18 protein-coding genes, 1 pseudogene and 1 riboswitch are annotated in these 23243 nt (G+C 37.0%); of the genes and pseudogenes, 11 read left to right on the top strand and 8 right to left on the bottom strand.

The genetic code is table 11. The features are described 5' to 3' along the window. Nucleotides 1-122: 122 nt before the first annotated feature. On the bottom strand, nt 123-1319 hold the full coding sequence (locus tag G9F74_RS13855) for a NupC/NupG family nucleoside CNT transporter (protein WP_001200495.1): 1197 nt from the start codon (nt 1317-1319) through the stop codon (nt 123-125). A 202-nt stretch (nt 1320-1521) separates the two neighbouring features. Beyond that, nucleotides 1522-1623: riboswitch (purine riboswitch) on the bottom strand. A 121-nt stretch (nt 1624-1744) separates the two neighbouring features. Here G9F74_RS13855 and rlmD point away from each other — a divergent pair. From rlmD to G9F74_RS13825, 5 genes and pseudogenes are all read left to right on the top strand, one after another. Then, a complete protein-coding gene (gene rlmD, locus G9F74_RS13850; RefSeq protein WP_000105007.1) occupies nt 1745-3121 on the top strand; it encodes a 23S rRNA (uracil(1939)-C(5))-methyltransferase RlmD in 1377 nt (458 codons plus the stop codon). 161 nt (nt 3122-3282) lie between these two features. Continuing rightward, nucleotides 3283-4272, top strand: coding sequence for a tRNA dihydrouridine synthase (locus G9F74_RS13845; protein ID WP_000566715.1), 990 nt, complete (start codon nt 3283-3285; stop codon nt 4270-4272). A gap of 213 nt (nt 4273-4485) precedes the next feature. Further along, nucleotides 4486-6504 (top strand): annotated as a pseudogene (locus tag G9F74_RS13840) (GAF domain-containing sensor histidine kinase). Nucleotides 6505-7012: 508 nt separating this feature from the next. After that, nucleotides 7013-7531: a YehS family protein gene (locus tag G9F74_RS13830; protein WP_016107428.1), complete on the top strand. Its 519-nt coding sequence runs from the start codon at nt 7013-7015 to the stop codon at nt 7529-7531. Nucleotides 7532-7626: 95 nt separating this feature from the next. Next, the gene (locus G9F74_RS13825; RefSeq protein WP_016107429.1) at nt 7627-8334 is read left to right on the top strand and encodes a M48 family metallopeptidase; all 708 of its coding nucleotides are present in this window, start codon (nt 7627-7629) and stop codon (nt 8332-8334) included. Between the two features lie 240 nt (nt 8335-8574). Here G9F74_RS13825 and G9F74_RS13820 read toward each other — a convergent pair whose 3' ends face one another. Both G9F74_RS13820 and G9F74_RS13815 read right to left on the bottom strand, forming a co-directional pair. Then, the gene (locus G9F74_RS13820) at nt 8575-9270 is read right to left on the bottom strand and encodes a hypothetical protein (protein ID WP_016107430.1); all 696 of its coding nucleotides are present in this window, start codon (nt 9268-9270) and stop codon (nt 8575-8577) included. A gap of 14 nt (nt 9271-9284) precedes the next feature. After that, the gene (locus tag G9F74_RS13815; protein WP_016107431.1) at nt 9285-10394 is read right to left on the bottom strand and encodes a mandelate racemase/muconate lactonizing enzyme family protein; all 1110 of its coding nucleotides are present in this window, start codon (nt 10392-10394) and stop codon (nt 9285-9287) included. A gap of 93 nt (nt 10395-10487) precedes the next feature. Between G9F74_RS13815 and G9F74_RS13810 the strand changes: the two genes are divergently transcribed. Continuing rightward, entirely contained in the window at nt 10488-11759 is a 1272-nt protein-coding gene (locus G9F74_RS13810; RefSeq protein WP_000584378.1) for a hypothetical protein, read from the top strand. Here the strand turns inward: G9F74_RS13810 and nhaC are convergent. Then, nucleotides 11748-13169 carry a Na+/H+ antiporter NhaC gene (gene nhaC / locus G9F74_RS13805; protein ID WP_000711508.1) on the bottom strand — a complete coding sequence of 474 codons (1422 nt, stop codon included), beginning with the start codon at nt 13167-13169 and terminating at the stop codon, nt 11748-11750. The two genes, G9F74_RS13810 and nhaC, sit on opposite strands and share 12 nt — an antisense overlap. A 292-nt stretch (nt 13170-13461) precedes the next feature. Between nhaC and G9F74_RS13800 the strand changes: the two genes are divergently transcribed. After that, nucleotides 13462-14577, top strand: a complete 1116-nt coding sequence (locus G9F74_RS13800; protein WP_016107432.1) for a M20 peptidase aminoacylase family protein — start codon at nt 13462-13464, stop codon at nt 14575-14577. 234 nt (nt 14578-14811) lie between these two features. Next, on the top strand, nt 14812-15417 hold the full coding sequence (locus tag G9F74_RS13795) for an SAM-dependent methyltransferase (protein WP_016107433.1): 606 nt from the start codon (nt 14812-14814) through the stop codon (nt 15415-15417). Between the two features lie 35 nt (nt 15418-15452). Here the strand turns inward: G9F74_RS13795 and ahpF are convergent, their stop codons facing one another. Both ahpF and ahpC read right to left on the bottom strand, forming a co-directional pair. Beyond that, on the bottom strand, nt 15453-16979 hold the full coding sequence (gene ahpF / locus G9F74_RS13790; RefSeq protein WP_000599520.1) for an alkyl hydroperoxide reductase subunit F: 1527 nt from the start codon (nt 16977-16979) through the stop codon (nt 15453-15455). 14 nt (nt 16980-16993) lie between these two features. Beyond that, nucleotides 16994-17557 carry an alkyl hydroperoxide reductase subunit C gene (ahpC, locus tag G9F74_RS13785; RefSeq protein ID WP_000924420.1) on the bottom strand — a complete coding sequence of 188 codons (564 nt, stop codon included), beginning with the start codon at nt 17555-17557 and terminating at the stop codon, nt 16994-16996. A 593-nt stretch (nt 17558-18150) separates the two neighbouring features. On the opposite strand from ahpC, the gene mtnK reads away from it, so the two are divergent. From mtnK to G9F74_RS13770, 3 genes are read left to right on the top strand one after another with little or no spacing between them, the layout of a single operon-like run. Continuing rightward, complete coding sequence (gene mtnK, locus G9F74_RS13780) at nt 18151-19380, top strand: S-methyl-5-thioribose kinase (RefSeq protein ID WP_016107434.1); 1230 nt, start codon at nt 18151-18153, stop codon at nt 19378-19380. A 9-nt stretch (nt 19381-19389) separates the two neighbouring features. After that, nucleotides 19390-20433, top strand: a complete 1044-nt coding sequence (gene mtnA, locus G9F74_RS13775; protein ID WP_002042550.1) for an S-methyl-5-thioribose-1-phosphate isomerase — start codon at nt 19390-19392, stop codon at nt 20431-20433. A 51-nt stretch (nt 20434-20484) separates the two neighbouring features. Next, nucleotides 20485-21126: an L-fuculose-phosphate aldolase gene (locus G9F74_RS13770; protein WP_000926573.1), complete on the top strand. Its 642-nt coding sequence runs from the start codon at nt 20485-20487 to the stop codon at nt 21124-21126. Between the two features lie 45 nt (nt 21127-21171). Here the strand turns inward: G9F74_RS13770 and G9F74_RS13765 are convergent, their stop codons facing one another. Both G9F74_RS13765 and G9F74_RS13760 read right to left on the bottom strand, forming a co-directional pair. Next, nucleotides 21172-22179 carry a FecCD family ABC transporter permease gene (locus G9F74_RS13765; RefSeq protein WP_000982878.1) on the bottom strand — a complete coding sequence of 336 codons (1008 nt, stop codon included), beginning with the start codon at nt 22177-22179 and terminating at the stop codon, nt 21172-21174. Further along, nucleotides 22176-23216, bottom strand: a complete 1041-nt coding sequence (locus G9F74_RS13760) for a FecCD family ABC transporter permease (RefSeq protein WP_002037873.1) — start codon at nt 23214-23216, stop codon at nt 22176-22178. Before G9F74_RS13760 ends, G9F74_RS13765 begins: the two co-directional genes overlap by 4 nt. Between the last annotated feature and the right edge of the window lie 27 nt (nt 23217-23243).

Genomic DNA, 23243 nt, shown 5'->3' with positions numbered 1-23243 from the left:
CATTTTTGGAATAATTCGGAAAGGGGTCTTACGTTTTTTTTGGAGTAGTTTATATATAGAAGATAGTAAAAAACTCCACTCAAACTTCATTTAGAAAAATAGAAGTAAGGTGGAGTTTTTTATTAGATAAACAATCCAGCGATTGTCGCAGATAAAATAGAAGCAAGTGTTGACGCGAATAGCATTTTCCAACCAAATTTAGATACGACGCTTCCTTGTTTTTCAGAAAGGGCACGGATTGTACCAACAATCGCACCAATTTGGCTAATACTTGCGAAGCTAATTAAGAATACTGTAACGATTCCAACTGTACGTGGAGCTAATGTTGTAACTGTTTCTTTTAAATCAAGGATTGCTACAAACTCGTTTAATACAATCTTCGTACCCATAATACCACCAGCTGGGATAATATCTTGAGTTGGAATACCCATTAAGAATGCGAATGGAGCAAGTATATAACCGAAGATTTGTTGTAACGTAATAGCATGTCCCATTGCACCTGAAGCTGCGCTAATTACGTAGTTTACAACTTCCATAACACCGATGAAAGCAATCATTAATGCAGCAACGATCCCAGCTACTTTTAACCCGTCAAGCGCACCGTTAATCATTGCGCCAATAAAACTGTCTCCAAATAGAGTTCTATCAAATTTTTGAATCACTTCGTCTTCTTTTTTCGTATCAACTGGTGTTAATAACGAACAAACGATTAAGCTTGAGAATAAGTTTAGCGGAAGAGCAGCTAGTACATATTTCGCATCTAACATCATTACGTATGATGCTGTAACAGAAGCAGAAACGGAGCTCATCGCAGAACAACAAATAATAAACATACGGTTTTTGTTAAAATGCTGTAAATCATTTTTAATAACGATTAACGCTTCACTTGAACCGAAGAATACAGAGTTTACTGCGTGGAATGATTCAACGCGTGGTAAACCAGTAATTTTTGAAATTGCACCGCCGACAACGCGAACAATAAATGGTAAAACACCTAAATAACTAAAGATCGAAAGTAGTGCTGAGAAAAATACGATAATTAATAATACATTTAAGAAAAAGACAAAATCTCTTTGAATCCCATTAAAGAGAAAATCGACACCTGTCGTACCAAGTTTAATTAGTTTGTTGAAAACTTTACTAATGAAAATAATGATTTGTTGACCAACCTTTGTAGCAAACATAAACCAACCGATTAAAATTTGGAAACCAATCATAATTGCAATTGCGCGGAAGTTGATTTTACTTTTGTTGTTTGACAAAGCAAAACATAAACCTAAAACGACAAGAATACCGATAATGCTCATTACATATTGCATGTAGTTGCCCCTTTCAGAAGTTCGTATAAAGTTTGTACATAAAACGCTCGTTATATTACTAAAAATAAAACAAAGAGGTTTTATGTCATACGTAAGATGTCTGACCTTTTAGAAAAGTAAAAATAAAAAAAGACCCATATGGATTCACTTTCATCTATGAGAGAAAGCTAATCAATATGAGTCCTTTTTTGCGCATAGGCTAATATTCATTAGTTTTCCCCATAGTCCAGCAATTTAAGGTTGCCGGGTAGAAACTCTCGATCCATATTATCGAGTATATATGAGGTAACATCGTCCGTATTAAATTAGTAGTAGCGTAACATTACTAGAGAACTATCGTCAATAGCTTTTTTTCTTCCAATAGAAATAGACCATATAAGTATGATAAAATGTAACGCAGTGTTATGAAAAAGAGAGGTCGGAAAATGAGTACAAAAATGACGCCACCAGTTGAAAAAAACGAGTTTATAGATGTAGTATTTGAAGATTTAACACACGATGGTGCCGGTGTTGCGAAAATAAAGGGTTATCCTATTTTCGTTAAAAACGGACTACCAGGTGAAGAAGCACAAATTAAAATTATTAAAGTGAAGAAAAACTTCGCGTTTGGTCGTTTGATAAAACTTCATACAGAGAGCCCGTATCGTAAAGATGCAGAATGCCCAGTATACAACCAGTGCGGCGGTTGTCAGCTTCAGCACTTAACATATGAAGGACAATTACAAGCGAAAGAAAAACAAGTACGTGACGTTATGCAGCGTATCGGCGGGTTAAGCGATGTCCCTGTTCATCCTGTACTAGGCATGAAGAACCCATGGGTATACCGTAATAAAGCACAAGTACCGATTGGGGAACGTGAAGGCGGACTTGTAGCTGGCTTCTATCGTCAAGGAACGCATGACATCATTAATATGGAATCATGCTTAATTCAGGCAGAAGAAAACGATGCATTAATTCAAGAAGTGAAACGTATTTGTGAGAAACATGGTATCTCGGCATACAATGAAGAGCGTAACAAAGGAACACTACGCCACGTAATGGCTCGCTACGGACAAGTAACAGGGGAAATTATGCTTGTCTTCATTACACGTACAGCAGAATTACCAAACAAAAAAGCAATCATTGAAGAAATTGCAGCGAAATTCCCAGAAGTAAAATCAATCGTTCAAAACGTAAATACGAAACGTACAAACGTTATTTTCGGTGATACAACGACAGTACTGTACGGATCAGAATATATTTATGACTTTATCGGTGACATTAAATTCGCGATTTCAGCACGTTCATTCTATCAAGTAAACCCAGAACAAACGAAAGTGCTATACGATAAAACGCTAGAATACGCAAAGTTAGATGGTAACGAAACAGTAATTGATGCATATTGCGGAATCGGATCAATCTCTTTATTCCTAGCGCAAAAAGCGAAAAAAGTGTACGGCGTTGAAATCGTCCCAGAAGCAATCGAAGACGCAAACCGTAACGCAGCACTAAACAACATGACAAACGCTGAATTTGGCGTAGGAGAAGCAGAAGTAGTCATTCCAAAATGGTACAAAGAAGGCGTAATCGCCGACACAATGGTCGTAGACCCACCGCGTAAAGGTTGTGACGAAGCGCTATTAAACACAATCATCGACATGAAACCAAAGCGCGTCGTATACGTATCATGTAACCCAGCAACATTAGCACGCGACTTAAAAGTACTAGAAGAAGGCGGATATAAAACACAGGAAGTACAGCCTGTTGATATGTTCCCGCATACGACTCATGTGGAGTGTGTGGCTTGGCTTAAGTTGGTATAATAGAAAAGCAGTTGATATAGGAAAAATCTATACCATCTGCTTTTTGGTTTACAAAAATACCATTCATAAGCGATTTTAGTTAAAATAAATAGTGCTGATTTTCACAAATTATAAATTGAGAGTTTGAAATTGCATTCATAATGAGAGGATTTGAATTTGAAATGATAGATAATTTTTGGCGTGAATTACCACGACCATTTTTCGTACTTGCACCAATGGAAGATGTGACAGACGTCGTTTTCCGTCACGTAGTAAGTGAAGCTGGCCGACCGGATGTATTCTTCACAGAGTTTACAAACTCGGATAGCTATTGCCATCCAGAAGGTATGAAAAGTGTACGTGGCCGTTTAATTTTTACAGAAGATGAACAACCAATGGTAGCACATATTTGGGGAGATAATCCTGAATATTTTCGTCAAATGAGTATAGGTATGGCAGAGTTAGGATTTAAAGGTATCGATATTAATATGGGATGCCCAGTACCGAATGTAGCATCGAGAGGAAAAGGTAGCGGCCTTATTCTACGTCCAGACGTTGCAGCAGAATTAATTCAAGCAGCAAAAGCGGGCGGATTACCTGTCAGCGTAAAAACGCGACTTGGCTTTAAAGAGTTAAGTGAGTGGGAAGATTGGTTAACGCATATTTTTAAACAAGATATTGCAAACCTTTCTATTCATTTACGTACAAGAGAAGAAATGAGCCAAGTAGATGCGCACTGGGAACTAATTCCGGAAATTAAAAAATTACGTGACCGCATTGCACCAAATACGTTAATAACAATCAATGGAGACATTCCTGATCGTCAAACTGGAATGGAACTTGCTGAAAAATACGGTATTGATGGCGTTATGATTGGACGAGGAATCTTTAAAAATCCATTTGCTTTTGAAAAAGAGCCGAGAGAACATAGCAGTAAAGAACACCTTGATCTTCTAAGACTACAGCTTGATCTTCAAGATCAATATGCGGAAGTACTACCACGTTCAATCACAGGGCTTCATCGCTTTTTCAAAATTTATGTAAAAGGATTCCCTGGAGCTGCTGAACTAAGAAATCAATTGATGAGCACGAAATCGACTGATGAGGTGCGTGCGTTGCTTGATAAGTTTGAGGCAAGTGTTAACACGGCTGGAGATAGTGAAACAGTGTAACTTTTGAAAGTTAGAGCTGATGGGGTGTATCGATTTTATGAGCGTTTGTTTCAGTTTAATTAAGGTGAGCTGTATCATAAGTAAGTGAGGTATTCTATGTAAAACAGGGGGAAGAAAAGAATACAGGAGAAAATCGGAAATGGCCGGTTGATCTTGATTTTCACTGATATTATCATGTTTATTTTATTATGCCTATAATTGGAGGCCATATGAATGTTAAGTGATCAGGCGAGATATTCTAGGCTCGCGAATATAACAAAAATAATAAATACAAAATTAGAACTACGTGAAGTATTGCAGCGTGTAACAATGGCGATATCAGAGGAGATTGTTAGGTGCAATGCTGTTGGAATTTATTTACCCCAGGAAGATGGAACATTTAGAGGGTTTGCAGGAAAACCAGAGACCATAAATGGTGTAACGCTCGATACGCAAGTAATTGATCCTGAAATAGACTTACTGGCAAAAGAAGTTATTGAAACCAAAAAAACGATCTATATCCCTGATACCTCAAAGGATCATCGGCCGGATCCGAGACCAGTTGATGCGTTCAAAATTAAGTCCTTATTAGCCTTGCCTATCTCATTTGGGCAAGAGTTATTTGGTCTGGTTTTTTTATTTGATTATGGAACTCCAATGAACTTAACAGATTCAGAAATTCAAAGTGTTGAAGCTTATGTAAATATGGCTGCGGTCGCAATTCAAAACGCAAATAATTTAACACAAAAGGAAAACCTTATTGCCGAGAAGCAGTTGTTACTAAATGTTACCCGTGATTTATCAATGTGTTCCTCGATACAGGAGAGTTTTGATAAATGTTTTTTTTACTTAGGACAGATTTTAGAGAGTAAAAACGTGGTTGCCCACCTTTTAGACCCGTTAGACAAAACAATGATTAAAACAACGAAGTTAAGTAAGGACTGTAATTGGACAGAAGCGGATTTGATGGAAAAAAGCTATGACGCCAAGATCCAAGAGGTTATTCAAACAAAAAATATAGATAGTAAGGGTCTTTTGATGATCCCATTGGTTTCAATGGGAGAAGTATTAGGGGTAATCGTCGTTGGTAAAGAGGGAAAATCTTATAATTACGATAATTCCCAAATTCAATTGGCAAAATCTATCGTTGATGCCACAGCTCCTACGTTTTCAAACTTGTTATATATGGATCAACTTGAAAGCATGGTGGAAGAGCGAACGAGAGAACTAGCTACTGCTAATGAAAAAGTTACAAGTGTGATCGAAAGTATTACGGATGGATTCTTTACTTTGAATAATAAATGGGAATTTACGTACGTAAATAAGCATCAATATTTTCCACAAAGAAAAACAGCAAAAGATGTATTAGGCAAGAATATACGGGAGGTTTTCCCGAGTAGCGTCGACACAGTTATGTATAAGGAATTTCATAGTGCAATGTCAGAGCGAACTACAGTTCATTTCGAATTTCTTTCTATATCTGATGAATATTGGTACGAAGTTAGTGCATACCCGTATGATGATGGTATTTGTTGTATTTTTAAAAACATAACGGAAAAAAAGCAATATGAGCAGGAATTGAAAAGGTTATCAAACATAGATTTAATAGGGCAAATGGCAGCAGGTATTAGCCATGAGATTAGAAATCCAATGACAACAGTATGAGGATTTTTGCAGTTATTAAAAGAAGAGAACATCTATGAGAAACATAATAAGTACTTTAATTTAATGATAGAAGAACTTGACCGCTCCAATTCTATTATTACTGAATTTCTCTCAATGGGTAATACAAAGAAATCGGATTTGCAGATGTTAGATTTAAATTTAATTATTCATGATACGATTCCTTTAATAAAGATTGATACGCATAATCAAAATAAATATATTCAAGTCGATACAAATGACATTCCGGAATTACTTTTAAATCGTAATGAGATACGGCAATTATTAATAAACCTATACCGTAATGGCTTAGAAGCGATGAGCACAGGGCAAGTTCTAACCATCAGTACCTACAAGGAAGGTCAAAATTGTGTGGTGCTTGCAGTGCGTGATCAAGGAAAAGGTATCAGACCTGAAGTATTAGAGAAACTGGGTACTCCATTTTACACGACCAAAGATAATGGAACTGGATTGGGGCTAGGTATATGTTATGCCATTGCTGCCCGTCATAATGCAAAAATAGAAATTCAAACAGGATCGGAAGGCACGACTTTTTTTGCTAAATTTAACTATGCAAATAATAAACAATAAACTCGTGTAGATTAGTTACGGTGAACCGTACCGCAAATAAAAAGTAAAGCCTAAGTAAACATAATCAATATATTTCACCTGAATTTTGCGTAACATTCATGTTTGAGTTACCCACTAAATTAGAGTTGCATAAAAAGAAATGGACTAACCGATATTAGGTTAGTCCATTTTCAAGTGTGTTAATTAATAGTGAATCTCCCTTCTGTACTTTTAGGAGCTTTTCGGTATTAGCTCCTGACTCTCCATATGTATATTCTGTTAGCATTGGGTCCTCATGTCCGAAATTTCGTTCAGCATTTTTATACCCAATTAAATAATTTAATTGGGTATAAATGGATAATATCAAGTACCTAAACAACATATGTTGCTGTTTTAAAATCATCCCCAAAAGCATTAATCCACCTAAGACTACAAAACCTCCCCCTAAAATGTTAAAGTAGTAACTTGACGACATTCATTTATACATGCTAAAAGCATTACTATAATCAACATTTCAGGAGGCAAAACAATGGCAATGAGCAACAACGATATATTAAAGAGAGTAAGATATGCTTTAGATATAAGAGATATAGATATGGTGGAAATCTTTAAACTTGGCGGGATGGAAGTAACGAAAGAAGACGTAGTTGATATGCTTACAAAAATAAAAAGAGCGCCTCAGCATGAACCTGAAGATGCTGATGTAATCGAAGATGAGTACGTAAAAACATGCGACATGATGATGTTAGAGTCATTTTTAAATGGATTTATTACTTTAAAAAGAGGAAAGCAAGACCCGAAACCTGGACAACCGGCACCTGTACAGAGCAAGGAGAGTGCCAATAACCTTCTTCTAAAGAAAATGAAAATCGCACTATCTTTAACGACTGAGGATGTAATTGATATATTAGATAGCGTGGGCGTTACGGTAACAAAAGGAGAGTTAGGCGCTCTATTAAGAAAAAAAGGTCATAAAAATTACAAAGAGTGCGGCGATAGATACGCAAGGAATTTCATTAAGGGATTAGGTGTAAAGTATAGAGGATAATGAGTTCGTTAAAGCAGTAAATGATATAATAGGTAGAGTAGGACGTTCGTATCCTACTCTTTTTTATTTGTAAAAATACTATGCTAGGTGATGAAATGGTACATACATATTTAGGTGAGACAATTAATTTTCATATAACTTATAAGAAGAAAAAGTCCGTGCGTCTTTTTGTGGATTCGTACGGAAATGTGGAAGTGCAGGCTCCGAAAGGGACGCCTGTTGAATACTTAGTCCAGTTGCTAGAGGAAAAGTGGAATTGGATTCAGACAACTCGTAAGGAAATGGCGGAGCGAGCGCGTGGACCACAGGAAAAGGATTACGATCAAGGAGAAGGCTTTTTGTATCTAGGGAATACGTATCGGATACAGATTTCCCAAGATGCAAGCATTGAGCAAGACAATGCGATTTTTGAAGGGGATAAGTTACATATTTATGTAAAAGAGCTAAAGGATGAGAAAATACAGCAAGCTTTAAAACGATTTTATTATAAGCAGTGTAAAACTTTAGTAGAGAAGAGCATTAAAGTGCATCAAAGTAACTTTAAGACAAAACCACGTTCTATTCGTATTACAGATAGTAGTCGTACTTGGGGTACTTGTGATTCGAATTTACAACTAACATTCAATTGGAAGCTAGCAATGGCACCACAGCGAGTAATTGACTATGTAGTCGTTCATGAAATGTGTCATATGGTTCATTTAAATCATGATCGCTCTTTTTGGCGTCTTGTCGGGAAGATAATGCCTGATTATAAAGAAATGGAGAATTGGTTAGCCTTATCTAGTTGGAAAATGACGGTCTAATGTTGCGCTTTGTATAGGTTGCAATTATTGTCAATCTTTGTCGGTAAGTCGATATATTTCGAAAATCGCTGATATATTTAGAGTTGCGCCGATATATTTCGAAAATCGCTGATATATTTAGAGTTGCGCCGATATATTTTGAAAATCGCTGATATATTTGGAGTTGCAATCGATATGTTCAATGAAGAGAAAGTAAAAGGAGATGTCACAGCAGACATCTCCTCTTTTCGAGTATATAGATTAGCGTCCAAACATCACAACAAAATCCCCATCCATTTTCTCCATTTCATACCCACGATACCCCTCCGAAAGCAAAGCCTGCTGTCCATTAGCATCACTCATTAGAATACTTTGAACATCTGTCCAATCTCTTTCTTTATCTCCGCGCAATTTCTTCACAAAAACATACCGCAGACTACCACCATACTTCTCCTTCAGCGCAGCAATCTCCATCCCTTGCGCAAACTTATCCTTCAAGCTCGGAATGTTAAAAGGAGCAACAGTGCAGCATACATAATCATATTTGCTATCTTCTTTTTGTAATTCGTCCATGATGACGTTTGCTAATATTTTTTGCATCCCATTTCCTCGACAGTTCGGATGAACGTTTGAGATTTCTTGATAGATGACGCGGTGTAGTTCACTTTCTGGCAAACCAATATCAAGCCCTAAATGTTCATCGTCGATAGGAGGGACGAGTAGAGCGCGAAATGCAATGAGTTTGTTTTTAATAAAAGCACCGATCATCATGCCGTTTCCTTCTAGAATATATTGAAATTCTTCTTGTGAGAGTGGTTGTAAACGACTTTTATCTTCCAATGCTTCAACTATAATGTTTTGTAATGATAAAATTTGTTCGATGTGCTTTCTTGATAGTAATGTAACGTGAAATGGTTGTTCGTTTTGTTTTAATGTTCCTTCATATAGAACAGTCATGCGTTAGTCCTCCTTTAGCGTACAACGTCTTGAAAGACGGTTAGTTCTTGTAATGTATCTTCGTTTATTTCAATGCCTAGTCCCGGCTTTTCTTTTAAGCGAATGAATGGTACGTCGTAATGTAGGTTTCCGATATCTTTCGTGAATTTTAACGGACCTGTAAGTTCAACACTTGTAATGATTTTTTTTGAGAAAGCGACGTGGAATCCTGCGGAAGAGGCAACGGATGATTCGACCATTGATCCCACTTGGCATTCAATGCCGGCCATTTCTGCTTGATGAGCGAGCTTTACTGCGGGATATATGCCGCCGCATTTCATTAGTTTTATATTTACTTTATCAGCTGCGTCTAATTTAATAATTTGGCGCATTTCACGAGAACTTTTTAATCCCTCATCAATCATAAGCGGAAGGTCTGTTTTCGAACGAATATGAGCCATTGCGTCAATATCATCCGCTACAACAGGTTGTTCAATCCAGTCGATATTTAAATGTCCTAATGAACGAAGTGCAGTTAATGTATTTGCGCTATTTTTCCAGCCTTGGTTCACATCAACACGAATGGCGATGTCATTTCCTACACGTTCACGCACAGCTTCAATTCTTTTTACATCTTCTTTTACATTCGTACCGACTTTCATTTTGAAAGATTGATAACCTTTCTGAATCATGGAAGCAGCTTCTTCCGCCATATCTTCTGGAGGAGCAATGCTTAAAACGTGAGTGATAGGAAATTCTTCATGGTAGCGCCCGCCAATTAATTGATATACAGGTTGTTTTAGTTTTTTGCCCATTATATCAAAGCAAGCAATATCAATCGCAGCTTTTGCTGTCGGCACACCGTAAATGGTATTGTCCATTATATCGTGTATTCTTTCAATATTCATTGGATTTTTCCCGATTAGAACAGGAGCTAGCGTATGTTTTAAAGTATGGAAAGTACTTTCCCATGATTCACCTGTGACGTGATCATCAGCAACGCCTTCACCGTAACCGATAATGTCTTCGTCTGTTTCCATTTTGACGATAATAGAAGGCATATCAGAATAAGAACCATAACTAATAACAAACGGATTGCGAAGTGGTAAACGAATTGCGTAAAGGTGAATAGCTGTGATTTTCATTGAATAGAAACCCCTTCCTGTTTACAATAGTTTTATACATTTGATATAGTTGACGTTAAATAGTCGTTAATTAATAATAAGGAGTTAGAGAAAATGATAATAAAAATTGCAGTTGTCGGTTCAAAGGAGTTTATGGAGAACCTTTTCCCTATTGCTCATAAATTAGAAGAAATAGAAATTGATCCATATGTTTACCTTCATCCGGCAGAATCTTCTGAACTATTAAAGCGTTTAAAGCCTTGTGATGTTATCTTTTTCTCAGGTGCCTTACCTTATTATATGGCAAAAGAAATAAGAGAACAATTACGAATTCCAAGTACGTACTTACAGCAAGATGAGACAACGGTTGCATCTTCACTTCTTTCTGTCATGTATCATCAAGGTATTCAACCGCATAAAATTTCAATCGATTTAGTAGACCGTTCGTTTATTACAAATGTATGCCGCGATATCGGTATAAAAGAAAAGCCACAAGTGTTGGATTATGAAAATATGTTGTGGAGTAAAGAGGAAATAAATAGAGTCATTGATTTTCATGTAGCTAAATATCAATCCGGAGAGGCTCATTTAGCTTTAACTAGTATTCACGCTGTTTACGATGAGCTTCAAAAAATAGGTGTTCCTTCAGAGCGTATGATTGATCCAACACAGTCCATTATACATGGGCTAAAAGATGCAAAAATAAAAGCTGAGTTAGCAAAAAGCTATTCAGCTACTGTTGGTGCTTGTATTATTTCTTCCTTAGAATTACGAACGAGTTTGCTTGAAAAACTAGATGTCATTTCAAAAGAACTACGTGGTTCATTTAAACAAGTGGATGAAATGACATGCATTTTGTATACAACTCGTGGTGATATCGAATCGATTATTAAGACAAATGCGATACATAACTTGTTTGCGAGCGTAGAAGGAACGATAGCTATTGGATTTGGTTATGGAAAAACCGTGAAAGAGGCGGAGCAAAATGCAAAAATTGCTCAAAGTTTTGCAAAGAATAATCCAATAGATCGTTGTTTTTATATACTAACAAGTGATAAAGATTTATTTGGTCCGTTCCCGAAAGAACAGAGAGTACAAAGTTTGAAAAATGATAATCCGGAACTAATGAAAATAGCGAAGGAAACGAAGCTTAGTCCGGCCAACTTGTCAAAAATCATTCAATTTAGTCAATCGCATCCGTCATTGAAGTTTACAGCAGCTGACCTTTCTGAGTACTTACAAGTGACCCGGCGATCGACAGAAAGATTGTTAAAAAAATTAGTTGATTACGGGTATGCTCATATTTGCGGCGAGGAAATGCCCTATCAACAAGGGCGACCTCGCGCACTATATGAACTGAATTTACCGCTATTTTTAAGCTTCTAGTTGCGCTTTTTGTTTCTTTAGTAGTTCTGCTTTTTCAATGTCTGATAGTTTTACAATTGTGAAGCCTGTTATACCATAAATGATTGAGATAATAGGTACGATGAAATTCAAAATAGCATAAGGGGCATATTCAAATGCACCTACGCCAAGTGTAGCGAGAATAAATACACCGCACGTATTCCAAGGAACGAAGACAGAAGTTAATGTTCCGCCATCTTCTAATGCTCTGGATAAATTTTTTGAATGTAGTCCTTTTTCTGTGTATGCATTTGCGTACATTCTTGAAGGAACAACAATTGAAATATATTGTTCAGAGCAAGTAAGGTTTGTTGCAAAACAAGATGCGATAGTAGAAGCGATAAGCCCTTTTGCTGATTTTGCTAACTTTAAAATTTGATTTACAATTGAGCGAAGAATACCTGTATGTTCTAATACTCCTCCGAAAGTCATAGCGACAATTGTCATAGAGACTGTATTCATCATCGAATCTAAGCCACCGCGGTTAAATAGTTCGTCTACTAGCTTGTTTCCAGTGTCTATAACAAATCCAGCTTGGAGTGCACCGACAGATGCTGAGACAGAACCACCTTGAATAAAGACTTGAGATAAGAATCCTAAAATAATACCGACGAGAATGGCTGGTATGGCAGGAACCTTTTTAGCGACCAATACCATAACGGCTACGGGTATGATTAATAGGAAAGGTGAAATAACAAAGTTTTGTTGTAAGACTTGTAATGTTTGATCGATGCTTTGCGCATCAATATTGTTATCACCGAAGCTTCTTCCTAAGAAAGCATAGACGATAAGAGTAATAATTAAACCTGGAATTGTAGTAAATAACATATGACGAATATGTGCGAATAAATCTGTATTTGTTAATCCTGCGGCTAAGTTTGTTGTGTCTGAAAGCGGTGACATTTTATCGCCAAAATAAGAGCCTGAAATAATGGCACCAGCAACCATTGGAGCTGGAATACCCATACTTAGACCAATGCCCATTCCGGCAACACCAATTGTTCCCATTGTAGACCAAGAGCTACCAATCGCTAATGCAACGATAGAACAGATAATGGTAATGGATACTAAAAATAGTGATGGAGTTAAAAGTTTTAAACCGTAATAAATCATTGTTGCGACGATTCCACCGCCAATCCAAGCACCGATTGTTAATCCAACAAGAATAATAATGACGATAGCGGGTAATGCAAGACGAATCCCTTTATACATTGCTTCTTCAAGATCATTCCATTTGTAACCGTAACGCCAAGCGACGATAGAAGCAACGGTCGTACCGATAATAAGTGGAACGTGAGGGCTTTGTTTTAATACAACAATTGTAACCATCATAACTGCAACGGTAATGATAATAGGGATAATCGCTATTCCAAAAGGTATTTCTTTTTTCATAAATTTCCTCCTTGTTACGTATGTTTGTTTGTATTTTTTAGAATTGTCGTAAAATAGACGGTTATTAGGTTATGATAACTAAAAATATATGTAAGCGTCAACAAAAAACAGAAAATAAGGAATCTTCTAGTTGTTTATTCAGTTTGTAATATAGATACAGAGTAAGCTTTTAAAAAGTTTAAAAATAAACAATTGACTTTTTTCTTAAAATTCAATATGTTCATAAAAACATCTGTTTTTCATAAGTATAATTAACCTGAATGGTTTGTAATTTGGGAAGGAGAATGGAGCTTTGAAAACATTAGAACTACAAGAGCGTTTAACGGAAATTTTTCAGCATTTACATGAAAACCCTGAAGTAAGTTGGAAAGAGTATGAAACGACAGCTTATATTACTAACTTTTTAAAAGAAGAAGGAATTTCATATAAAACATTTGATGATTGCCCAGGCGTAATCGCTGAGATTGGAAATGGGAACCCGGTTATTGCGATTCGTGCTGATATGGATGCACTTTGGCAAGAAGTAGATGGAGAATTTAAAGCGAATCATTCGTGTGGTCATGATGCTCATATGACGATTGTAATGGGGCTTATTTTACAATTGAAAAATATGAGATGGGATAGTGGAACGGTTAGATTTATTTTTCAACCGGCAGAAGAGAAGGGAAATGGTGCTTTAAAGATGGTAGAGAAAGGTGCTGTAGATGATGCTGATTTCTTATTCGGTGTCCATTTACGACCAATCGAAGAATTATCTTTGAAACAAGCAGCCCCATCTATTCGTCACGGAGCAGCAAGATTTCTAGAGGGTATGATTCATGGGGAGGATGCACATGGGGCAAGACCACACCAAGGTGTGAATGCAATTGATGTCATTTCCATGATTAATATCGGTTTGAAAAATATATGGTTGCCGCCACAAAGTTCATATTCAGTGAAGATGACGCGGTGCCAAGCTGGTGGAGATAATTTAAATATCATTCCAGGTAACGGCCATTTTAGCTTAGATGTAAGAGCGGAGAATAATACATTATTAGAAGAATTAAAGAAAAAGATAGAGCATGTAATAGAATCAGCCGCATCAATGGGATCGAAAACTTCATACGAATGGATGGATCTTGCTCCAGGAGCAGAGGTGTCAGAAGAAGCGGAGCGTTACATGCGTAAAGGCATTCTCGAAGTGTATGGAGAAGAGCAATGCACAGGGCCGCTTTATACGACAGGAAGCGATGACTTCCATTACTACACAGTGAAGAGACCACATTTAAAAGCTGTCATGCTTGGACTAGGAGCAGATCTACAACCTGGATTACACCATCCGTATATGAGGTTTGATCATAGTTGTATTATGGATGGGGTAGAAATATTGAAGCAAACTGTATTGAAAGTGTTAGAAGACAGGGGCTAGAGAGCTCCTGTTTTTTTATCGTGAATTGTCGGTAAATCGATATATTTGAAAAACCGTTGATATATTTTGAGTTATGATAGATATATTGAGAAAATCGTTGATATATTTGAAGTTACGATAGATATATTGAGAAAATCGTTGATATAATTTCACAGACCTATTAATTTGATGAAAAATGAACCTCCAGTACATGGTGTATAATAATAAGTACCATTTTTTAATAGGAGAAAACGAATGAACGAACAATATTACGATGCAGTTTTACATATAAAAACAGTCGGTGAGCAAAAAGGGTTTAACAAGTCTATGCATTATCACCGCTATGAACCGACGCCGTATAGCGGGTTAGATGAGTTATTGAATCAATATGAAATACGAAGTAGCGACCGAATTGTAGACTTTGGGTGCGGAAAAGGGCGATTAAACTTTTATATGCATAATAAATGTGGTGCTTCAGCAGTTGGAATTGAAATGAATGAAGAGTTTTATAAAGAAGCGATGGATAATAGAGATCGTTATGCACGAAAGGCACGAAACAGTAAGGGGAAAATTCAATTCCAATGTTGTTTAGCGCAGGAATATGAGATTGATCCACATGATAATAGGTTTTATTTCTTTAATCCGTTTTCTGTGCAAGTGTTTATGAATGTAGTCAATAACATTTTGCTTTCAGTAGAAGAAACGGGGAGAGAAGTGGATATTATTTTATATTATCCTTCTGAGGACTATATTTTCTTCTTAGAAAATCAGACTGCATTTGAGCTAAAGAAAGAAGTTAGATTGCCAGGTGCTTATGAGAAGAATGGGAATGAGAGGTTTTTAGTGTATACGTTAGGATAATAAAAAAGCAGATGCTAAGGCACCTGCTTTTTTTATTAGTTACGGATTAAGTAATCAAATGCGCCTAAAGCAGCGTTTGCACCTGAACCCATAGAGATGATGATTTGTTTGTACGGATTATTTGTACAGTCACCTGCAGCAAACACTCCTGGCACGTTTGTAGCGCCGTGCTTGTCTGTTACGATTTCACCGCGAGCGCGTTCAACTGTTTCGCCTAACCAGTCTGTGTTTGGCACAAGACCGATTTGAACGAATACACCTTGTAATTCAACGTGATGAACTTCTTCAGTTTCACGATCGATGTAAGAAATACCGTTTACTTTGTCAGTACCAGTGATTTCTTTCGTTTGAACGTTTTTCAGAACAGTTACGTTTGGTAAGCTGTTAAGACGCTCTTGTAATACAGCATCAGCTTTTAATTCTGGCATGAATTCAAGAACAGTTACGTGCTTAACAATACCTGCTAAGTCGATAGCTGCTTCAATACCAGAGTTACCTCCGCCAATAACTGCTACATCTTTTCCGATGAATAATGGACCGTCACAGTGTGGGCAGTATGCTACACCTTTATTTTTGAACTCAGCTTCACCTGGTACGCCAACATTACGCCAGCGAGCACCTGTAGAAACGATTACGCTCTTACTTTTCAGAATAGCGCCGTTTTCAAGTTCCACTTCAATAAGTTCTTTTTTCTCTAAACGTTTCGCACGTTGTAGATTCATTACATCGATGTCGTATTCTTTTACGTGCTCTTCAAGGCTTGCTACTAGCTTAGGACCTTCAGTGCGTTTTACGCTGATGAAGTTCTCAATACCCATAGTATCCATTACTTGACCACCGAAGCGCTCAGCAACGATACCAGTGCGGATGCCTTTACGTGCTGCATAAATTGCTGCACTTGCACCAGCTGGGCCGCCACCAACAACAAGAACATCGTATGGATCTTTATCAGAAAGCTCTGATGCATCTGGACCGTTACCCATTTTAGCTAAAATTTCTTCAAGTGTCATACGACCGCTTCCGAAAGATTCGCCATTTAGGAAAACTGTTGGTACTGCCATGATGTCTTTGCTTTCTACTTCCTCTTTGAATGCAGCGCCATCAATCATAGTATGTGTAATACCAGAGTTAAGAACGCTCATTACGTTAAGAGCTTGTACAACATCAGGACAGTTATGACAACTTAGGCTGATATAAGATTCAAAATGATATTCGCCTTGAATGTTTTTAATTTGATCGATTAATTTTTGTTCAACTTTTGGAGCACGTCCACTAACTTGTAGTAAAGCTAACACTAATGAAGTAAATTCGTGTCCTAATGGAATACCAGCGAATACTACACCAGTGTCTTCATCAGGGCGATTTACACTAAAGCTTGGTGTTCTCTCTAGTTCAACTTTTTCTACTGTAATCTTTGATGACATAGTAGCTAATTCATCTACTAGAGATAACATATCTTTAGATACATTATCGTCTCCTGAGCTAACTTTAAGTAAAATATCGTTCTCCATTAACTGAAGGTATTGGGATAGTTGTGTTTTTATATCTGCATCTAGTATCATTTTGATCGAACTCCTTAGATTTTGCCTACAAGGTCAAGGCTTGGTTTAAGTGTTGCAGAACCCTCTTGCCATTTAGCTGGGCAAACTTCACCTGGGTTGTTACGTACGTATTGAGCTGCTTTAATTTTGTTAACAAGAATGCTTGCATCACGGCCGATACCGTCAGCGTTGATTTCCATAGATTGGATAACGCCGTCTGGATCGATGATGAATGTACCACGAGCAGCAAGACCTTCTTCTTCCATTAAAACGTTGAAGTTTGTAGTGATTGTGCGAGTTGGGTCACCAATCATAATGTATTCGATTTTGCCGATAGTTTCTGAGCTATCATGCCATGCTTTGTGAGTGAAGTGAGTGTCTGTAGATACAGAGTATACTTCAACGCCTAAGTCTTTTAGAGTTGCATATTGGTTTTGTAAGTCTTCAAGTTCAGTTGGGCAAACGAATGTGAAGTCAGCTGGGTAGAAACAAACTACACTCCATTTTCCTTTTAAACTTTCGTCAGTAACTTGGATAAATTCTCCATTATGGTAAGCATTAGCTTTAAACGGTTTTACTTCTGTGCCGATTAATAACATATTAAATTTCCTCCTAAATGTTGGTTTTGAGCATCAAAAAATAGTTTGCTCATAAAATATATTTTTTAATTAACTATAATAATTCTAATTCGATATTAATTATCATATAGAAGTGGTTATTTTGTCAAGAGAATAAACCAACTTTATACCAATTTAATTAATATTTATTCTCAATTAAGGTTATTAGGGAATGAAAAGGTAATTTTCATGTCATAAATTTTCAATGAGTGTTTGAAAGAGTAGTGTGTATGTTAGAGACATGGTGTAAGTATAAATTCTTAGGAAGGAGATATTTCTTAGAAGTTGTAGATTTGAAAAGGAACTGCTTATTTCTATTTTACAAAGAATTGTGCGATAAATAAAATAAAATGAATCGGAATCTTTTTGAACAATTTTTGTCCGCTCAAATATATAATTAGGAAGTATATTGCAATGATAATTAGAAACATTGACTCAAAGTGCTAACAAGATATAATAAAATCTAGATATATCTTTCAAAAAGAAGAATATATAATATAGGATGAAAAACATTCAACCTATTATTTTTTTATAGCATTTAGAAAACGCTTACAATTAGTGTGGGAGGGGAAACCATGTCTAAGTTCACAAAGTATTTTTTAATGGAAGATAAAGATGTGATTGCATATGTGAAAGAGAAATTATCTAAGTTTGAACATGCAAAGGGGTTACAGTGTAAAGAAATAGGTGATGGTAATTTAAATTATGTGTTCCGCGTTTGGGATGAAAAAAAGACCATGTCTGTCATCGTAAAGCAGGCCGGGAATACAGCACGTATTTCAGATGAGTTTAAGTTGTCGACGAATCGTATTCGTATAGAATCAGATGTTTTGCAGTTAGAGGAGGAGTTAGCACCTGGGCTTGTTCCAAAAGTATATTTGTTTGATAGTGTGATGAATTGTTGCGTGATGGAGGACTTATCAGATCACACAATATTACGTACAGCACTTATAAATCATCAAATATTTCCGAGGCTTGCTGAAGATTTAACTACTTTTATGGTAAATACTCTTCTATTAACATCAGATGTTGTAATGAATCATAAAGAGAAGAAGGAACTTGTGAAGAATTATATAAATCCAGAGTTATGTGAGATTACAGAGGACCTCGTATACTCTGAACCATTTACAAATCATAATAAACGTAATGAGTTATTTCAATTAAATGAAGGATGGATTAGAGAGCATATTTATAGTGATAAAGAGCTTCGTATGGAAGTAGCGAAACTTAAGTTTTCTTTTATGACGAATGCGCAGGCGTTGCTTCACGGTGATTTACATACTGGTTCTGTTTTCGTAAAAAGTGATTCTACAAAAGTTATTGATCCTGAGTTTGCTTTTTATGGACCTATGGGATATGACATTGGGAATGTAATGGCGAATTTAATATTTGCTTGGGTGAATGCAGATGCAACGATGCTACCTGGAGCTGAGAAAGATACGTATATGGATTGGCTAAAAACGACGATGGTAGAGGTAATTGATTTATTTAAGAAGAAGTTTTTAGTTGCTTGGGATATTCATGTGACAGAAATTATGGCGAAGGAAGAAGGCTTTAATGGCGTATATTTACAATCTGTGTTAGAGGATACAGCTGCAGTGACGGGTCTTGAGTTAATTCGTCGTATTGTTGGATTAGCGAAAGTAAAGGATATTACTTGTATTGAGAATGATGAAGCACGTGCTAGAGCGGAGCGAATTTGTCTTCAAGTAGCGAAGAAGTTTATTTTACGAGCGAATCAATATAAAACAGGTACGAGTTTTGTAGAAACGTTAAAAAAACAGTCCATTCATAGCGCGAAGTAAGGAGAGAAAATGATGAAAGAGCAATTAATACCAATTCAATGGAAAGATGATGCTTTAGTTTTATTAGATCAAACGTTATTACCGAACGAAGTTGTCTATGAATCTTTCAAAACAGCTGAAAGTGTGTGGGATGCAATTCAAGTCATGAAAGTGCGAGGTGCACCAGCGATTGGGGTTTCAGCAGCGTATGGTGTGTATTTAGGGGTAAAGGAATTTGCTGAAAGTACGGTAGAAGGATGTATTGAAGAAGTAAAAAAGGTATGTGCATATTTAGCAACATCAAGACCGACGGCAGTAAATTTATTTTGGGCGCTGGAAAGAATGGAAAGTGTAGCGATAGATAATGTTCACTTATCGATTGCACGGTTGAAAGATAGATTGTTAGAAGAGGCAAAAGAGATTCATAGAGAAGATGAAGAAATTAACCGTCAAATTGGAGAACATGCATTAACATTATTCCATGATGGCATGGGATTATTAACTCATTGTAATGCAGGTGCGTTAGCAACGACTAAGTATGGTACTGCGACAGCTCCAATGTATTTAGCGAAAGAAAAAGGATGGGACCTTAAAATCTACTCTGATGAAACACGACCTAGATTACAAGGTTCAACGTTAACAGCATTAGAACTACAGCGAGCGGGAATTGATGTAACAGTCATTACCGATAATATGGCAGCTATGGTCATGTCACAAGGGAAGATTGATGCGGTAATCGTCGGCTGTGACCGAGTAGCAGCAAATGGTGATGTAGCAAATAAAATTGGAACATTAGGCGTATCTATTTTAGCTAAATACTATAACATTCCGTTTTATGTAGCAGCACCAACACCGACAATTGATTTAAACACACCGACAGGAAACGAAATTCCGATCGAAGAAAGAGATGCTTCTGAAGTAATCAATCGTTTCGGACAATATTCAGCTCCGAAAGGAAGTAAAGTATACAATCCAGCATTTGATGTTACGCCACATGCAAATATAACAGCAATTATTACGGAAAAAGGGATTGTAAAGGCACCGTTTACGGAGAATTTAAAAAATCTATTTTAGTAAATAGGTATATAGTCAGTCATCATAAGCTTCATACTTAGGGGGATGTATATGTTATTACAAAAAGAAAGAGAAGAAATTGTAGCGTACGGAAGGAAAATGATTTCTAGCGGTTTAACAAAGGGGACCGGCGGAAATATTAGTATTTTCAATCGTGAACAAGGCCTAGTTGCAATTAGCCCAAGTGGTTTAGATTATTATGAAACAACGCCCGTGGATGTAGTTATATTAAACTTAGATGGTGAAGTAGTAGAAGGTGAGAGAAAACCGTCAAGTGAACTAGATATGCATCTTATTTATTATAGGAATCGTGAAGATATAAATGCGCTCGTGCATACACATTCACCTTATGCGAAGACGATTGCATCATTAGGGTGGGAGCTTCCTGCTGTTTCATATTTAATTGCTTTCGCAGGCCCGAATGTACGCTGTGCACCGTATGAAACATTTGGTACGAAGCAATTAGCAGAGGCTGCTTTTGAAGGCATGATTAATCGCCGTGCAGTATTACTTGCGAACCACGGTTTAATTGCAGGTGCAAATAATATAAAAATGGCATTTACTGTTGCGGAAGAAATTGAATTTTGTGCGCAAATTTATTATCAAACGAAAAGCGTCGGAGAACCGAAGTTATTGCCAGAAGATGAGATGGAGAATTTAGCGAAGAAGTTTGAAGGATATGGGCAGCGGTAGAATGAAACGAAAACACCCTCAAGATTGCACTCTTGAGGGTGTTTTTTATGCTTTCTTAAGCAATAAATACATAAAGTAAGGAGCACCAATTAAAGCAACGACAATACCTGCCGGAATACCGTTAGGTTCAACGATGTTTCGTCCGATTGTGTCTGCTAATAGTAATAGCCATCCGCCGATTAAAAGGGCGATAGGCATGAAGATTTGATGTCTTGGGCCTACTAAAGATTTTGCGATATGAGGAGCCATCAGCCCGATAAAGCTAATTCCTCCTGTTACGGAAACTGCTGCAGCTGCAAGTGCAACGGCTGCAATTAATAAGTATCTGCGTTCTTTTTCAATTTCAATTCCAACGCCGATTGCGACTGGTTCGTTTAATGCTAAAATGTTTAATCGATTTGCTTTATAGAAAACAAATGGAATTAATACGATTAACCATGGGAGCATTGCGAAAATGAAGATCCAATCATCTCCCCAAATGTTTCCGGCAATCCATTTGGCGATAAAGTCGACTTTCATACGATCAGCAGATGAAATAAGGACAATCATTGCTCCAGATAGTGCAAATGAAAAACCGATACCGGTTAATGTTAATCGTATTGGCTGAAGCCCTGTTGATTGACTATATGAAAATACGTAAATTAAAACAGCTGTAAGAAAAGCCCCGATAAATCCAACGACTGGTAGTAAATAAAGAAATGAACCTACATCTATTGGAAAGTATAAAAAGAAAATAGAAACAGCAACACCAGCACCAGAGTTAATCCCGAGAATACCAGGTTCAGCTAAATCGTTACGTGTAATGCCTTGAAGGATAGCACCTGATAAAGCGAGTGCCATACCAGCTAATACTGTAATGATAATTCTAGGTAGTCTTAAAGAATATAAAACGAATTCTTCTTTAAATGAACCTTGTCCCATTAGCGTTGGGAGTAGTCGATCATAAGATAAAGATGCTGAACCGAGTCCCATTCCAATTACAATGGTTGTAATAGTTAGTATAAGTAATGCGAGTATAATAAGACGTTGTTTTCTTAAAATAGATGGCATCATGAGAATGTTTTTCCTCCTTTACGAACAATGAATAGGAAGAATGGTAATCCTACAATTGCGACGATAGCAGCAACGGGTGTTTCATACGGAGCATTAATTGTACGTCCGATTGTGTCTGCAAGTAACATAAAGGAAGCACCAGCAATTGCTGACATCGGAATAATAAATCGGTAATCTGGACCAACAATAGGACGCACCATATGAGGTATCATTAAACCGATAAATGCCATATTTCCGACAAGCGCCACAGAAGCACCAGCAAGTAAGATAATAATGATAAACAAAATTGTTTTAATAACAATGATTTTTTGACCGAGTCCAACAGCAACTTCTTCACTGAAACTAAGGACTGTCAATTTTCTTGCAAATAAGATAGCGATAAAGATACTTATTGAAATGACTGGAATAATAATTTTCAATTGACTCCAAGTAGTTCCAATCACCCCTCCAGCAGTCCAAAGTGATACATCTTGTGAAATTTTGAAGTAAATGCCGACTCCTTCCGAAATTGCGAGTAGAAATGCTGAAACTGCAGCACCTGCTAATACAATTCGAAGAGGAGAAAGTCCGCCTTTTTTCACCATACCAATTCCAAATACCATAATTGCCCCTACCGCAGCGCCGATAAAGCAAGCTAATGTTAAGTACAGGTAGCTTATGGAAGGGTTGAAAGCAAGTGTTAGTGCAAGTGCAGCATTTGCGCCACCCGTTAGCCCAAGTAAGCCAGGGTCTGCAAGGGGATTTCGTGTTAATCCTTGCATAATTGCCCCAGAAACGGCTAGTCCAGCCCCTACAAAAATAGCAGCAACTTCACGTGGTAAACGTATTTCACGAATAATAGATATTTTGTCTCCTTTAGCGGAGGAAGTAAGTGCTAACCATACATCCTTTATTGAAGTATCTGCAGCCCCTAATACCATTGCAACCATAAAAATAAGAAAGAATGCAATTATGCTCAAAATTAGTTTGTATGTAAAAGCTATAGAACGTGGATTGTCATGATCTTTTGTCATTCGTTTCACATCTTTTCTGTTCATAGAATAAAGGAAGAGGAATTCTTAAAT

This window comes from Bacillus sp. EKM202B (genome assembly GCF_011066025.1).
In the GTDB taxonomy this organism is placed as follows: Bacteria; Bacillota; Bacilli; order Bacillales; family Bacillaceae_G; genus Bacillus_A; species Bacillus_A toyonensis.
Note: the sequence above shows the minus strand (reverse complement) of the source record. Positions and strands in the feature narration are given on the sequence as shown.